The organism is Frankia sp. Allo2 (assembly GCF_000733325.1).
Classification (GTDB): Bacteria; Actinomycetota; Actinomycetes; order Frankiales; family Frankiaceae; genus Frankia; species Frankia casuarinae.
Genome location: NZ_JPHT01000039.1, coordinates 24,754 through 39,649, shown reverse-complemented (window position 1 = coordinate 39,649; position 14,896 = coordinate 24,754). Strand labels below are relative to the sequence as shown.

Annotated in this window: 10 protein-coding genes and 1 pseudogene; 3 read left to right on the top strand and 8 right to left on the bottom strand. The window is 73.1% G+C overall.

All coding sequences use genetic code 11. From position 1 onward, the window contains the following. Positions 1-411 (top strand): zinc ribbon domain-containing protein (locus ALLO2_RS19510; protein WP_035734066.1); only part of this gene is annotated, 411 nt, incomplete at its 5' end. A gap of 47 nt (positions 412-458) precedes the next feature. Here the strand turns inward: ALLO2_RS19510 and ALLO2_RS19505 are convergent. Together ALLO2_RS19505 and ALLO2_RS19500 are read right to left on the bottom strand one after the other, a co-directional pair. Next, positions 459-620 (bottom strand): annotated as a pseudogene (locus ALLO2_RS19505) (formate dehydrogenase accessory sulfurtransferase FdhD); the annotation flags it as partial. Positions 621-724: 104 nt separating this feature from the next. Next, entirely contained in the window at positions 725-1,771 is a 1,047-nt protein-coding gene (locus tag ALLO2_RS19500; protein ID WP_011437310.1) for a metallophosphoesterase, read from the bottom strand. Between the two features lie 238 nt (positions 1,772-2,009). On the opposite strand from ALLO2_RS19500, the gene ALLO2_RS19495 reads away from it, so the two are divergent. Together ALLO2_RS19495 and ALLO2_RS19490 are read left to right on the top strand one after the other, a co-directional pair. Continuing rightward, on the top strand, positions 2,010-2,543 hold the full coding sequence (locus ALLO2_RS19495; protein WP_011437311.1) for a MaoC family dehydratase: 534 nt from the start codon (positions 2,010-2,012) through the stop codon (positions 2,541-2,543). Continuing rightward, positions 2,540-3,472 (top strand): CoA ester lyase, encoded by a 933-nt coding sequence (locus ALLO2_RS19490; protein ID WP_035734039.1) that lies wholly within the window; start codon positions 2,540-2,542, stop codon positions 3,470-3,472. The genes ALLO2_RS19495 and ALLO2_RS19490 overlap by 4 nt, the downstream gene beginning before the upstream one ends. Before the next feature lie 61 nt (positions 3,473-3,533). Here ALLO2_RS19490 and ALLO2_RS19485 read toward each other — a convergent pair whose 3' ends face one another. The 6 genes from ALLO2_RS19485 to ALLO2_RS19460 form a co-directional block, all read right to left on the bottom strand. Continuing rightward, positions 3,534-4,886 carry an acetyl/propionyl/methylcrotonyl-CoA carboxylase subunit alpha gene (locus ALLO2_RS19485; RefSeq protein WP_011437313.1) on the bottom strand — a complete coding sequence of 451 codons (1,353 nt, stop codon included), beginning with the start codon at positions 4,884-4,886 and terminating at the stop codon, positions 3,534-3,536. Further along, entirely contained in the window at positions 4,886-5,635 is a 750-nt protein-coding gene (locus ALLO2_RS26625; RefSeq protein ID WP_011437314.1) for an acetyl-CoA carboxylase biotin carboxyl carrier protein subunit, read from the bottom strand. Before ALLO2_RS26625 ends, ALLO2_RS19485 begins: the two co-directional genes overlap by 1 nt. Further along, complete coding sequence (locus ALLO2_RS19475) at positions 5,632-7,488, bottom strand: acetyl-CoA carboxylase carboxyl transferase subunit (protein WP_035734036.1); 1,857 nt, start codon at positions 7,486-7,488, stop codon at positions 5,632-5,634. Before ALLO2_RS19475 ends, ALLO2_RS26625 begins: the two co-directional genes overlap by 4 nt. Then, on the bottom strand, positions 7,485-9,146 hold the full coding sequence (locus ALLO2_RS19470; protein ID WP_011437316.1) for a PfaD family polyunsaturated fatty acid/polyketide biosynthesis protein: 1,662 nt from the start codon (positions 9,144-9,146) through the stop codon (positions 7,485-7,487). The genes ALLO2_RS19475 and ALLO2_RS19470 overlap by 4 nt, the downstream gene beginning before the upstream one ends. Next, entirely contained in the window at positions 9,140-12,103 is a 2,964-nt protein-coding gene (locus tag ALLO2_RS19465) for a beta-hydroxydecanoyl-ACP dehydratase (RefSeq protein WP_232235212.1), read from the bottom strand. Before ALLO2_RS19465 ends, ALLO2_RS19470 begins: the two co-directional genes overlap by 7 nt. Before the next feature lie 55 nt (positions 12,104-12,158). Then, a partial coding sequence (locus ALLO2_RS19460) for a KR domain-containing protein (RefSeq protein WP_232235211.1) occupies positions 12,159-14,896 on the bottom strand: 2,738 nt, incomplete at its 5' end.

The following is a 14,896-nucleotide window of genomic DNA, read 5'->3' as shown; positions in this document are numbered from 1 at the left end:
GCCGGGATGGTCCGTAACCGGCGGCTCGCCCGCGCGGTCGCCGACGCCGGCATGGCCGAGGTCCGCCGGCAGCTTGCCTACAAGACCCGCTGGTACGGATCGACGCTCGTCGTCGCCGACCGCTGGTATCCCAGCTCGAAGACCTGCTCCGGCTGCGGCTGGCGAAACCCAAGCCTGACGCTGTCCGAGCGCACGTTCACCTGCCAGTCCTGCGGGCTGGTACTCGACCGCGACCACAACGCCGCGATCAACCTGCACCACCTCGTCGCCGCCAGTACACCGGAGACGGNAAACGCCCGTGGAGCCGACCNNAAGACCCGCGCNAGCGGGCNGGTGGCTGGGAAGCGGGAACCCGGCACGGCCACGGCCGGTCAGACCGGGGGTGCCTCGCCGAGAGGCGAGGCGGCATAGGTGCGGCTGAGCCGGGTGGTACTGAGCCGGGTGGTACTGAGCCGGGGTCAGCCCAGTACCACCCGGTGCGCGCCGGTGTAGAGGNTCATCGACGTACCGCGCACGAACCCAGCGAGCGTCATCCCCGCCTCCTCGGCGAGGTCCACCGCGAGCGTCGAGAGCGCGGAGACCGCCGCGAGCGCCGGCACCCCGGCCATCAGCGCCTTCTGCCCGGAACCGACGACAGCCACCGCACCCCGACGGGTCGGTCTCATCGGCTCCGGGGCCGGCCGGGACCGCGAAACGGCCCCGGCCGGTGGGAGGATTCGTTCCCTCAGTAGTTGACGCGAGTCCAGCTGAAGACGCCCGGGGCAGCCGGGTTGATCGTGAGCTTCAGGTAGTCGTTCGCCTGAGCGCTGCCATCGACGACGACGCGGGTCACGTTGGGAGCCTGCAGGGTCTTCGGGGCCAGCGGGTGGATGCCGTAGAGCGGGTCCGTGCTCGTGAACGGGTGGTCGACCCGGAAGTTGTGCGAGTCACCCTGCAGGATGAGCACCGGCTTACCGAAATGCTCGGCGAGGGTCCCGATCCGCTTGACGATGGGATCGAAGCCACTCAGCCCGTCTCCACCGGCGGCCAGCGCGCTGGTGTCCCACATATCGGCCTGCATGAGCAGCGCGACCCCCGGCGCCCCGGTCCGGCGTGCGACGTTGAACGCCTCGTTGATCCACTCAAGGTCCGCGTCAAGCCTGGTAGAATACTCTTTCCGCTGCTCCGCGGACAGCGGCGTCACCCCGAACCACGGGACGAGGTCGTTGTTGCTGCCCTGCACGTTAAGTGTCGAGAAAACCACACCGGACTGGGTCCACATGGTGTTCTCCACGAAGGGCGCGTAGGCCGGGTCCGCGGATTCGCTGGTGACCTGCCGGGCGTTCACGCCGAGGGTCCGGCCTGGGACAGGGAAGAACACCTGACGCAGTTTTCCGAGACGTTCGAGAGGATTGTAACCACCGTTGTTCGCGCGGTGGCAGTCGGTCCACTCGTTGTCGCCGGGGGTGTAGACAAAAGGATCCTGGAACTGGTCGAAATCCGACTTGATGGTGGCGAAGTACGAGTCCGAGCAGACGCTGCTGCCGTTCTTGATATCGCCGAGATGCGCGACCAGCGAAACGTCGGGATCGGCGTTGATCTTGCCGATGTCGGTGGGAAACTCGGCGATCTTGGCGGCGCCGTAGGGGATGTCGCCGATCACGGCGATCGTAGACGGAGCGGTCCCGGTCCCGGCGCCGAGCGGGGTGGCCGCGTTCGCCGAGATCGGGATCGACACGGACGCGGTCAGCGTACCCACGGCCAGTGCCAACAAAAGCCTGCGGTGCCGCATTGCCGGGCTCCTTCACCACGAGGACCGCACGGTTCTTTTCCGGGGACGGCGATTCATCGGGCCGACGGCCCGCCACCCGCACTCCGGACGTCCGGAAGCTATCGGGTCGACCGGAACGCCCCCGGAAGGGGTGATGAACCTTCACCCACGGCCAGCACAACACGGGTTACCCTACCCCTGCCATCTCGGCCGCTGAACACCGGCGGCCGGCGACGGGAGTCGATCGAGGGAGGCACCGATGGAGGCAGGGGCATCCCCTCCCCCGCGGACCGAGCGGACCGAGCGGACCGAGCGAGAATGTCGGCGCGTCGAGGAACGGGGGCTGTGGTTCGACGAGCTGGAGACCGACGTCGTCTACGTCCACCGGCCCGGGCGGACCGTGAGCGAAGCCGACAACACCCTGTTCAGCACGCTGACGATGAACACCCAGGCGCTGCACCTCGACGAGGCATGGAGCACGACCCAGACCTTCGGCACTCGGCTGGTCAACAGCATGTTCACCCTCGCGACGCTGGTCGGCCTGTCGGTGAGCCGGCTGACCCAGGGAACGACCGTGGCCAACCTCGGATTCACCGAGATCCGCTTCCCCGCACCGGTGTTCCCCGGCGACACGCTCTACGCCGAGACCGTGGTACGCGACAAGCGGCTCTCCCGCAGCCGACCCGGGCAGGGGGTGGTCACCTTCGAGCACACCGCGCGCAACCAGCACGGTGACGTGGTAGCCGTGGCGGTACGGTCCGCGCTGATGCTGCGCCGGGCGGCGGACCGGTGATCGGGCAGCTGCCCGGCCCGGCGTTGCTGTTCTGCCCCGCGGACCGGCCCGACCGATTCGCCAAGGCGGCCGCCGCGGCCGATGGGGTCATCCTCGATCTGGAGGACGGCGTGGCGGCGGCGGACCGGCCGCGGGCACGGCGCGCGTTGCGGGAGAGCATCCTCGACCCACTGCGGACGATCATCCGGATCAACCCCGCCGGGACCGCCGACTACGACGAGGACCTGCGCGCCCTCGCCGACACGCCCTATCCCGTNGTCATGCTGGCCAAGACGGAGTCCGCCGAGCAGGTCGCCGCCGTCGGGCCGCGCCGGGTCGTCGCCCTGTGCGAGACACCGCGCGGCGTNCTCGCCGCGGCCGAGATTGCGGCCGTTCCCACCACCATCGGCGTCATGTGGGGCGCGGAGGATCTCGTCGCCGCGCTGGGTGGCCGGTCGAGCCGGGACGAGGCCGGCCGCTACCGNGGCGTCGCCCTGCATGCCCGGGCGAGCGTCCTGCTGGCGGCCGGAGCGCACGGGCGGGTCGCCGTCGACTCCGTGTACCTGGACATCGCCGATGTCGACGGCCTCGCGGCCGAGGCTCGTGACGCCGTCGCGAGCGGCTTCGCGGCGAAGGCGTGTATCCACCCGAGGCAGGTCGCGGCCGTGCGGCAGGCGTTCGCGCCGTCCGCCGACGAGGTGGCGTGGGCGCGGCGGGTACTCGACGCGGCGACGCACTCCGCCGGCGTGTTCTCCTTCGAGGGACGGATGGTCGACGCGCCCGTCCTGCGCCACGCCGAACGCACCCTTGCCGCCACCGAGCATGATCCTGCTGTCGCCGTCACAGACNCNCCCGCCGATCAGCGGCGGCGCCAGGACCTACCACGATCTGTGGATAACCCGGCCCGGCATGGCCCACCCCGGCCTGGCCGGGGAAACATGGAGGGTTGAGTACGGTCTGGCGGCGTCAGACCGTACTCAACCCTCCACAACTCTGCGTAGAGAACTCTGGTCAGCCGGTCGAGGTGAGCGCGGCGACGAGAGAGGTGTCGTGAGTCGCGGTCCGGAACCGGGAATCGTCGAGCACCCGCAGGAGGAAGGGCACGGTCGTGGCCACGCCCGGTCCCTCGATGCGCAGCTCTGACAGGGCCGAGCGCATCCGCCGGACCGCGCCGTCGCGATCCGGCGCCCAGGCGACCACCTTCGCCAGCAGGGAGTCGTACCGGGTCGGTATCCGGTAGCCGGGGTGCGCGTGGCTGTCCACCCGGACGAAGGGCCCGCCGGGGAAATGGCACTCCGTGAGCGTTCCGGGCGCGGGGGCGAATCCCCGGACCGGGTCCTCGGCGTTGACGCGGCACTCGATCGCGACGCCGCGCGGGACGACCGCGTCCTGGGTGAGGTCGAGTTTCTCCCCCGCGGCGATCCGGAACTGCTCGGCGACGAGGTCGATGCCGGTCACCATCTCCGTCACCGGATGCTCCACCTGCAGCCGGCAGTTGACCTCCATGAAGTAGTACGCACCGGCCGGGTCGACCAGGAACTCGACGGTGCCCGCGCCGACGTAGCCCGCCGTGGCGACCCCGCGCAGCGCGGCCCGCCCCATCTCCTCGATGAGGTCCGCGGGCAGGCAGGGCGCCGGCGTCTCTTCGATGAGCTTCTGGTGGCGCCGCTGCACCGAGCAGTCCCGGGCCCCCAGGTACACGCCGTTGCCGTACTGGTCGCAGAGCACCTGGATCTCCACGTGCCGGGCCGAGGGCAGGTACCGCTCGACGTACACCCGCCCGTCGCCGAAGACGGCCTGCGCGCCAGCCCGGGTCTCGGTGTAGGCGCGCAGGAACTCCTCGGGCTGCTCGACGATGCGCATCCCCCGACCGCCGCCGCCGGCGGCGGCCTTGATGATCACGGGATAGCCGATCCTGTCGGCGAACACCTCTGCCTCGTCCGCGTGGTCGATCGCGGTGTGGCTTCCGGGCAGCAGCGGAAGGCCCGCGGCAACCATCAGCGAGCGGGCGACGGCCTTGTCCCCGAGCTTCTCCATGACCGAGGCGGGCGGTCCGACGAAGGTGATGCCCTCGGACTCGCAGACCTCCGCGAAGTCCGCGTTCTCGGAAAGGAATCCGTATCCGGGATGGATGGCGTCCGCGCCGGCGAGCCGGGCGGCCTCGATGATCGTCGGGATGTTGAGGTAGCTGCGGCCGGCGGGGCCCGGACCGATCTGGACGGCCCGGTCGGCGAGCCGGGTCACCATGCTGCCGCGGTCGTCGGCCGAGTAGACGGCGACGGTGCGCAGGCCGAGCTCCCGGCAGGTACGCAGGACCCGCAGAGCGATCTCGCCCCGGTTGGCGATCAGGACGGTGGTGACCATCAGCCGCGGGCGTCCGGATCAATGGCGATCAGCCGTTCGCCGTACTCGACCGATGTCGCGTCGGGCTGGCACACCTCGACGATCCGGCCGGCTGTGTCCGCCTCGATGGGGATCATCAGCTTCATCACCTCGAGGATCGCGACCTGCTGCCCGGCCTTCACGGTGTCCCCGACCCGGACGAACGGCCGCGCACCGGGTTCGGGAGCGTAGTAGAAGACCCCGACGCTCGGCGCGGTGACGTAGCTCAGGCCAGCGTCACCACCGGCGGTCGACGAGTCCGCCGGCCGCTCCTCGACCGGCGCGGCCTCGCCGGGAACGGCACCACCGGAAACGGCACCACCGGAAACAGCGCCACCGGAAACAGCGCCACCGGAAACAGCGCCACCGGAAACAGCGCCACCAGGAACGGAGCGAGGCGCGGGAACCGGATGACGACGCGGCGGCGCCGTCGCCTGGACGGGCTCGCGCCGGTCGTCACCGAGCTCGGCCAGGTCGGTCCAGGCCAGCTCCACGACGATGTCGCCGGCGGTCACCCGCAGGTGCGACGGCGGCCGCACCGCGTTCGCGTACAGGGCAAGGGCATGGTGCTGCACCGCGGCCAGGACGGTGTCGACGTCCGCCGCGTCGATGGCGGACAGCGGGCCGGACGCGGCGGTCGACCATCCCGGCGCCGTGCCCGGATCGTCGACCGCCCGGTTTCCGTTGGAGGAGACGGCGCCGGAGCGGCGCGCTGCCACAGTCGTGCTCATGAACTCTGCTCCCTGTGTTCGGAGTGTCCCGGGTGTTCGGAGTTGCCNGGGCGNCCNGGGGGTGACGCGCCGGCCGGCTCNCCCGCCNCCGCGCCGAAGCGACGGAAGCGCAGCCACCGCCGGTACACGAGCTCCTCCGGGCCGGCCAGTCCCAGCGTCGCCAGCGTCGCGCGCAGTGCGGCACCGACGAGCGCCGCGGCGTGGACGGGATCGGCCGCGGCACCGCCGTCAGGCTCGGGTACGACCCCGTCGACAATCCCGAGCTCCAGCAGCTGACGCGCGTCCACGCGCAGCGCCTCGGCAGCCTTCGGCGCGGCGGTCGCGTCCTTCCAGAGGATCGACGCGCATCCCTCCGGGCTGATCACCGAGTACACCGCGTTCGCGCACATCAGCACCCGGTCGGCGNCCGCGAGCGCCAGCGCCCCGCCGCTGCCGCCCTCGCCGGTGACGACGGCGACAACCGGAACGGGCAGCGCCCCCATCAGGCGCAGGTTCTCGGCAATCGCGACCGACTGTCCCCGTTCCTCCGCCTCGACGCCGGGATGGGCGCCGGCGGTGTCGATGAAGGTGACCACCGGCAGGCCGAGCTTGGCCGCCAGCCGCATGACCCGCGCCGCCTTGCGGTACCCGGCGGGACTGGGCATGCCGAAGTTCCGCTCGCTGAGCTCCGCGACCGTGTGCCCCTTCTGGGTACCGATCACGGCCAGCCCGACTCCGCCCAACCGGCCGAGACCGGCGACCATCGCCGGGCAGTCGGCGGAGGCCCGGTCGCCGTGCAGCTCGTTGAAGTCGTCCAGCAGAAGCGAGATCAGGTCGAGGGTGGTCGGGCGCCCGAGCGCCCTGGCCTGCCGCACGGCGTCCCAGGGATGACGGACGGGCAGGTGGAGCACCTCGGTGATCACCCGCTCGGCTCCGTCATGCCCGTCGGACAGGCCGCCCCCGGCTGTGGCGCCCTCGGCCGTGGCGCCCTCGGCCACCTCATGAACGCCGGTGGCGACGCGCAGGAGCCGGGACAGCGCGGCCCGCAGGTCGCCACGGGGAACAATCATGTCCACGATTCCGTGGTTCAGCAGGAACTCCGCCGTCTGGAAGCCGGGCGGCAGCTTCTGGCGGATCGTCTGCTCGATCACCCGGGGACCGGCGAACCCGAGGCGGGCACCCGGCTCGGCGACGATGACATCACACAGAGTAGCGAATGAGGCTGCCACTCCCCCGAACGTCGGGTCGCTGATCAGTGCCACGGTGAGCACGCCCGCCTCGTCGAGCCGGCCGAGCATCTGGCTCGTCTTGGCCATCTGCATCAGCGACAGCAGGCCTTCCTGCATGCGGGCACCGCCGGAGGCGGTCACAATCACCAGCGGTGTGCGCTCGGCCAACGCCAACTCGCCCGCCCGGGTGATGGCCTCGCCGACGGCCGATCCCAGGCTGCCGCCCAGGAAACGGAAGTCCATCGCCGCGACGATCACCTCGGCGCCGTCGATGCGTCCCCGCGCGCAGACGACCGCCTCGGCCAGTCCGGTCCGCTCGCGGGCCTGGCGCACCCGGTCCGGATAGGGGGCCGAATCGGTGAAGCGCAGCGGATCGGGATCCGCGGGCACGGGCGTCGCCAGCTCGGACCATCCCGGGTCCAGCAGCTGGGCGAGCCGACTCGGGGCCGTCAGCGGCGCGTGCCAGCCGCACTCCGGGCAGACCCGGTTGGCTGCGAGGAACCGCTTGCCATAGAGAAGGGTCCGGCATCCCCCGCACAGATGCCAGGCGAGGCGGTCCGCGGTCGACTCCGCCTCGACGGCTGGCACGGGCACGGGCGCCGGCGCGGTCGTGCCCGCGGTGGCTCCGGTCGTGGGCGCGGTCACCGGGCACCCGCCGTCAGGACGTACCGGTGCGCCGGCGAGCTCTCGCGCGTGGCCGGCGGTCGGTAGGCGGCCGCCCGCGCCGGCAGCCGCACCCCGGCGAACCGCAGCGCCGCGGCCCGCCCGGTGTAGGCGGCGCCGAGCATCAGCTCACCCGCGACGTCCACCGCGCTGCGCCGGTCGACGTCCGCCAGGTAGCTGCCGGCCGCCCAGGTGTTGAAGGCGCCCAGGGACGGGCCGCACCAGATCTGGTAGTCGGTGATCCGGTCGGGCGCGGCGGAGATCGCCCAGCCCGAGGACAGCCCGAGATACCAGCGGAACACCAGCGCCATCCGTCTCTTCGGGTTGGCCTGCGCGCGTTCGATCTGCTCCGGGTCGCGCCGGCTGAAGTAGTCGACGGTGTCGGCCCATACCTCGTCCACGGACCGGCGCAGGACCGAACGCTCCAGCCAGTTCCGATCCTCCGCCGAAAGGTCGTCGAGGGAGTCGTGGGCGCGGTAGAGGTCGTACAGCCGGCGGCCCCGCCCGGCGAACATCGTGCCGCGGCGCAGGACCTGCACCTCGGCGCCGATCTCGAACATGTCGGAGGCCGGCGCCATGTCGATGTCGTTCGGGCCCGCCTTCGCCAGCAGCGCCCGCGCCGCCGCCGACTGACCGGACTCGACGCACGCCTGGTTCACCGAACCGGTGACGACGTAGGCTGCGCCGAGCGCGAACGCGGCGAACACCGCCGATGGCGTACCGATGCCACCCGCGGCTCCCACTCTCGGCGGGCGGCGGTAGCCGAGCTCGGCGGCGATCCGGTCGCGCACCGCGATGATCTCGGGGAGCAGGACCGGGAGCGGCCGGCGGTCGGTGTGGCCGCCGGAGTCCGCCTCGACGGTGATGTCGTCGGCCATCGGCACCGTGCGGGCGAGCGCGGCCTGCTCGGCGGTCAGGGTGCCATCCGCCACCAGCGGGCGCAGCAGCGCGTCCGGGGCGGGGCGCAGGAAGAGCTCGGCCACCTCCCCGCGGGAGACCTTGGCCACCACCCGGTGCCCGACGTGTACGCCGCCAGCGCCGCCCGGCCGCAGCCCCGCGGCCCGGTAGGCGACGATCTGCGGGGTCAGCTCCAGGAACGCGGACGCCTCCACGCAGGTCACCCCGTGGCGCAGGCAGGCGGCCAGGATGGCCCGTTCCAGCTCCAGCTCGTTCGGGCTGTGGATCAGATTGCAGGCGAAGGGCGCCGGGCCGAGCTCACGGCGGATCCGCCCAAGCGCGTCGTCGATCCGGTCGGGCAGCACGCCGGCCGCCCCGTACGTGGCGAGGAAGCCCGCCCGTGCCATCGCCACGACCAGCTCCGGCGAAGCGATGCCGTTCGCCATCGCGCCGGTCATGTAGGGCTGACGCACCCCGTAGTCGGTCAGGAAGGACGCGGCTCCCAGCCGCTCGGGGCGGGCCGGCGGCGCCACAGCCAGCACCGTCGCCCCCGCCGCGCGCAGGCTCGCCGGGTCGTCGGTGGCCGCGATCGCGCCGCCCTGTTCGCTCACCACGACGCAGGGCGCGTCCAGCCGGGCGAGCAGGTCGTGGATCTCCTGGGCGGATCGCGCGAGCCGCGGCCCGCCCGATCCAGGGCGCGGCGTCGCCGGCGCGCCACGGACCGTCGTTGTCGTCGTCACCATGATTGCGCTCCTCTACCGCGCGCTTCGGCGGCGATGTCGGTCAGTCCGTAGATACGCATACCGGGTTTCCAGACGCTGGCGTCCGCGACGACCCGTGCCCGGGCACCGTCGCGGCGGACGTCCTTGATGTGGACCTCCAGCGTCATCTCCCCGTCATCCGGGCGGATCTGGCCGCGGTAGCGCCAGCTCATCGGCAGCCCGGCCGGCACGACGAAGACCGGCTCGACGAGGTCGTCGGTCAGGCCCTCCTGGACCATCCACTCCTGCAGCGCCTGGATGACGGCCTCGACACCCAGCGAGCCGGGCATCACCGGGTCGAGCCAGAAGTGCCGCGCGAAGAACCAGTCGTCCGGGCTCGTGGGGCGGACGGCGTGCAGGTAACCGCGGCCGAAGTCGCCGCCGCCGTCCACCACCGTGATCTGGTCGAGCAGGGCCATGGCGCCCTGGGCGCACAGCGGCGCGTTCGCGGCCCGCCGGGCGGCCACGTCGATGGTCCGCCGGTCCGCCTGCGCCGGGTTGGTGCGTTCCAGCCAGGTCGGCACGAACGCGCCCTGATCGAGACCGTTCTGGTTCGCCAGCGTCCGCTGGGTAAAGAAGCCGAACAACGACTCACCGACGTAGAACGGCTCGCCGTCACGGTCATCGCCGTCACGGCCGGACCCGTGCGATCCGGATCCGTCGACCGGCACGAGGAACAGCTCGTACTGGAAGTTCTGCAGGATCGCGCCGCTGAGCACGGTCGTGGACAGCAGGGTCGAACGCTGCCGGATGGTGCGTCCCGCCAGGTCCACCTCGCGCCGGACGGTCGCCGTGCCGTCGAGGTTGCGCAGGACGTAGTCGTTGGCCGGGTCGGTCAGGGTCGCACCCAGGTAGTAGCCCAGCAGGAGCGCCGACTGTAGCGATGTCTCCATGTGCACGATGTTCGGCATCGTCGGGCTGGGGCTGTCGGTGTAGTACCAGGAGTCCGCCGGCGAGTCGTACTCGGTGATCATCGACGCGCCGCCGCTGAGCTGACCGCGCGCGCCGTCCACCCGCATGACCCGGTCCACCAGCCGCAGGCCGCCGCCGGGCAGCCGGCAGACCGTCCGGCCCGCGGCGGAGGCGAACTCGGGACCGAGCGCGATGGCGAGGTCGCCGCGCGCCGCGTGGAACATCTGCAGCTCACCGAGCAGCGCCGACTCTCCGGTCGCGCCCACGCGGCCGAGGAAGGCCGGCAGGACGCCGCCGTGCGCCGGACCCACGGGGGTGCCCGGACGTTCCCGCACGGCCAGGGCGATCCCGCGGATCGTGGCGACCGGCCCGTGGGCGTCCCGCAGCTCAATGTCACCGCGCAGCCAGGGCCGCGGCACCAGGTCGATGTCGGTGACGGTCAGCACGAGCTCCAGACCGGCCTCGACGGCCGGCCCGGCACCGTGGCCGGGCGCGTGGATCTCGATCGACAGCCGGCCGAGCCCGTCGGGGAGTTCCAGCCGCTCGTCGGGCAGCGCGACGTCGAGGTGCGCATCCGCGATCACCAGGTGCAGACCGGCGGCCATCGCGAACACACTCACCGCCTGCCAGGAGGCGGTGAGCGCCGCGATGGCCAGGTGGGTCGGATCGGGCTGCCCGTCGTGCTCCACGCGGCCGGTCAGCCGGCTCACCGAGGCCCGCAACTGGCCCCGGCCGGCCGCGCCGCCCCGCGGCGCGAGCTCCGGCACGGCGGCCAGCGGACCGCCGGGGGCGAGCCGCACCGACGGGTTCACCCCCCGCTGGTCGTAGCGGGCGCCGAAGACGCCGGCAACGTCACCGCGCGTCAGCCGGTCCAGGTCACCGGCGTCGAGGGTGGTGCGGGTGGTACGGCCGGGCAGTTTGAACGCGTCCTCCGTCCAGCCGCGCGCGCCCCGGGAGCCGGAGGCAGCACCCACCGGCTCCAGGGCGGCGAAACCGGGCGGGTTCCCCGGCGCTTCGATGCCGGCGAACCCGGCAGCCCCGGCGAGACCGCCATGGCTCGCGCCGTCCCGCGCGAGCCACCGGAACACCCCGCCGAGGACCTCCAGGAGCACGTCGGGGCCGCGGGTGACCCGCAGCGCAAGTGTGACCTCCGCCGTGGCCGGGTCGAACCCGCCGGGGGCCCCGATGCGGGTGGTGGCCTGAACACGCAGCTCGTCCCCGACCCGGGGCAGCGGTCCGCTGGTCACCAGAGCCGCCCGGGTCAGCACCCAGTGCCCCCCTCCCCGGGGTGCCAGGTGCGCCGACCCGCGCAACACCTCGTCCAGGGCCTGGCGGACCACGGCGGGCAGCGACACCCAACCGTCGATCGCCGCGGCGTCCCGGGCCACGACGGTGACATCCACCGTCAGCTCGGCAGGCGCCGTGATCTCGACGGGGGCGATCGCGGGAGCGGGCCGCGGCGGAGTGCCGGGCGCCGAGGCACCCGCGTGCCCGGGGAGCCCCGTATCGTGGCAGGCCGGCCGGTCCACCGCCGGGGTGCCCCATCCCGGCCCACCCCGACCACGATCACCCACGGCGGCCGGAATCCGGCCGCCGGGCGGTGCGATGGCGGCCATCGCGGCCAGCGCCCGGTCGGCCAGGGCGGCCTGCGTGCGCATCGCCGAGGCGTGGGCCGCGACCACCGAGGCCCGCAGCCGACGCAGGGTGGCCGTGGCGTCGTCGACAGCCGGGGCGGCTGCCGTACCCACAGCAGCCGTGTGGCCCACGCCGCTCAGGACGTCCGCGCCGCGGGTGGCTGCCGTGATCTCCCTGCCCCCGTCGGCGTTGTCCTCCTCGCCCCCCTCGACNTCGCCCCCCTCGACATCGCCCCCCTCGACGTCGCCCCCCTCGACGTCGTCAGGGCGGTGGGTGCCGCCGGGCCGCGCCTCGAACTCCGGGCCGGCCTGCATCGCCGCCCAGACGGCGGCGTCGGTGGGCTCGCCGTCGAAACCCAGCCCGTCCTGCGTCGCCTCGACCGTGATGGTCATCGTGATCCCTCCCATCGCCCGTGCAGTGCCTGGTCTTTCGGCCACCGACCGGACCTCATGCCCGGTCACCCGACTGCCACCGCTGCGCCCCCTGACGGATCAGATCCGCCATGTCCGGGGTGCCGACGAAGGTGAAGTCGGACAGGCGCTGCAGCACCCGTCCATCCGGGGTGTGGGCGGTCACGGTCACCGTGACCGTCATCGGGCCGGGTCGGACGTCGTCGACGACCACGATGAACGTCTCGTTGGCCGGCAGCGGAGCGAAGAACTCCGCGTGCCCGATCTCGATCGGCAGGGCGCCCACCTCGTTCAGGGTCCACCGGGCGAGCACGCTCCCGGCCGCGGCGAGGATGTCGCACAGGACCGGGCGGTGCAGCGCGCCCGCGAACGCGCCGCCGGCGAAGGGCAGTTCCGGCAGGCGGCACTCAGCCACCAGACGGCCCGGCTCCCGCACGAGCAGGCGCCGGATGCCCCGCATCAACGGCCCGTGGATGAGCAGCCCGTCGGTGTAGACCCAGGCCGCGTCCTCGCCCTGCTCGCCGAGCCGGTAACCATCGGCGGGCCAGCCCGGGGCGGTCGGGGCGGCCCCGGCGGCCTTGCCGACCTCGGTGACCTCGGCGAGCACGAGGGTGCCCGCGTAGTGCGAGGTCGGCAACGCGCCGCCGCTGTCCCCGCGAACGGTCGCGGACACCGTCACCGGCCCGCCGTCACGCCCGTCACCGGGCCCACCGCCGGTCCCGTCGACGGGCCGCGCGTCGAGCCAGTAGTCCCGCAGGTGCGCCCCGTCGAACACGATCCCCTTGTGCACGATGAAGTTCCGGACCTCGACGACCTGACGCCCGGGCAAGGCTCGTTCGACCCCGTTGACCAACCAGCCGAGACCGGCGGTGGCGGGCAGCACCNGGGCCGGCCCGATCTGGTGCTGGTCGATGACCGTCTCGGTGTCCATAGCCGCTATCGAACGGTGCGCCACGAACGCGGCGGGCGCCGTGCCACCCGCGGCCCGCGCGAGCGGAGCGGATCCACCGATGAGGACCGCGCCATCCGCGCCGTGGCCGTCGACGAGTTCCGCGACGAAGCGGCGCGCGCCCTCGTCCGGCGGCAGCAGCGTCACGCCCCGGGAGCGGAAGAGCTCCCGCAGGTCGGCCGTGACCATCCCGCCGTCCCAGGCGCCCCAGTTCAGGGCGACCACCCGGCCGGTGAGCCCGGTCCGGGCCCAGGCCGCGACCCTGGTCAGCGCCTCGTTGGCCGTGGCGTAGTCGGCCTGCCCCGGGTTACCGAAGACACCGGCGACCGAACCGAACAGCACGAGATGACGCAGCGGTGCCCCCTCCAGCGCCGTGAGCACGGAGCGCAGGCCGGCGAGCTTCGGGGTGAGCACCGACCGGATGGCCGGGACGGTCTTGTCCGTGAGCATCGCGTCGGCGAGAGCGCCGGCGCCGTGCACGACGCCGGTGACCCGGTCACGCCAGGGCGCGAGCGCCGCGGCCGTCGCCACCGGATCCGAGGCGTCCACGGCCTGGTAGTGGATCCGCGCGCCGGTCGCGGCAAGGTCACCGAGGGTGGCCCGCACCTGCCGGACGGCGATCACGGCGGCAGCCGCGGCATCGACGTCGGGCAGCCGCACCTTGCGTCCCTCGGCACGGGCCCCGGCGAGATACGCCGCCTTGAGGCCGTCATCCTCGACTCCGGCCGCCCAGCCCGGCTCCTCAACCAGATTCGTGCGTCCGAGCAGGACGAACTCGCAGGAGGCGCGGCGCGCCAGCTCCTCGACGCAGCGCGCGGTCACTCCGCGGGCTCCGCCGGTCACCACCAGGACGTCATCCGGGCCCACCGGGGGCCGGAGCGTCGCCGGGGAGGTCGTCCCGGTCACCCCGGCCGCCTCAGCCACCCCGGCCGCCTCAGCCACCCCGGTCACCCCGGTCACCCCGGTCACCCCGCCCTGGACATACTCGACGGACCAGCGGCGTCCCTCGGGATCCAGACCGACCTCGACGACGTCCCGGGCGGAATCGACGGCCTCCGCCAGGACGGCCGCCGCGAAGGTGTCGTCGTCGAGCGCCGGATGGACGTCGACCGACCGGCAGACCAGCTCAGGTGCCTCGAGCGCGACGGTCTTCACCAGCCCGGTGATCCCCGCGGTGACCGCCCCGGCTATCGAGGACCCGCCCCGATGGCCGAGCAGCCCGTCGACCCGCGTCACCGTTAGGAAGGCCGCGCGCCGGCCCGCCGAGGCCGCCGCCCGCAGTGGTACGACGAGCCCCTTCGTGGCCAGGATGGCGTCGGCGAGCCCACGCGCGGCGACGTCGAAGTCGGCCAGCCCGGTGGCGCCGATCCCGGCTCGATCGTCCTCCCCGGCGCGGTCCGGCTCAGCCCCGGATCCGGCGCCCGGTGATGCCGGAGCGCCGAGGGCGAGCAGGCAGAGGTCCAGGCGGACCGATCCGGCGACAGCCGCGAGCGCCGCCTCGACCGCGGCGCCATCCCAGCCGAGGAGGCCGGCGGTGTCGGAACCCGCAAGGGACCCGATCGCGATCCGCTCGACCGAGATGCCGCGCTCCCTGAGGTGGCGGACCAGCGCCACACCACCGGCGTCACCGACCTCGATCACGAGCGCGCTGGGCTGGACGCCGAAAGGATCGTCGAGCGGGTCTACGGCCGGCAGAAGGCGCGGCACCGCGCGCAGCCGCTCGATGGGCGCCTCGGTCGGAACGGGGTGCGGCGCCGATGCAGTCGCCGTGGGCATCGACGCCGCCGTCTCAGTAGCGGTGGGCGGGGTCGACTCGGGTGCGGCGC

Bases quoted from the DNA above. Each gene is read 5' to 3' on its own strand.
- ALLO2_RS19500 (WP_011437310.1), bottom strand. From the start codon at position 1,771: ATGCGGCACCGCAGGCTTTTGTTGGCACTGGCCGTGGGTACGCTGACC.
- ALLO2_RS19485 (WP_011437313.1), bottom strand. From the start codon at position 4,886: ATGGTCACCACCGTCCTGATCGCCAACCGGGGCGAGATCGCTCTGCGG.
- ALLO2_RS26625 (WP_011437314.1), bottom strand. From the start codon at position 5,635: ATGAGCACGACTGTGGCAGCGCGCCGCTCCGGCGCCGTCTCCTCCAAC.
- ALLO2_RS19470 (WP_011437316.1), bottom strand. From the start codon at position 9,146: ATGGTGACGACGACAACGACGGTCCGTGGCGCGCCGGCGACGCCGCGC.
- ALLO2_RS19495 (WP_011437311.1), top strand. From the start codon at position 2,010: ATGGAGGCAGGGGCATCCCCTCCCCCGCGGACCGAGCGGACCGAGCGG.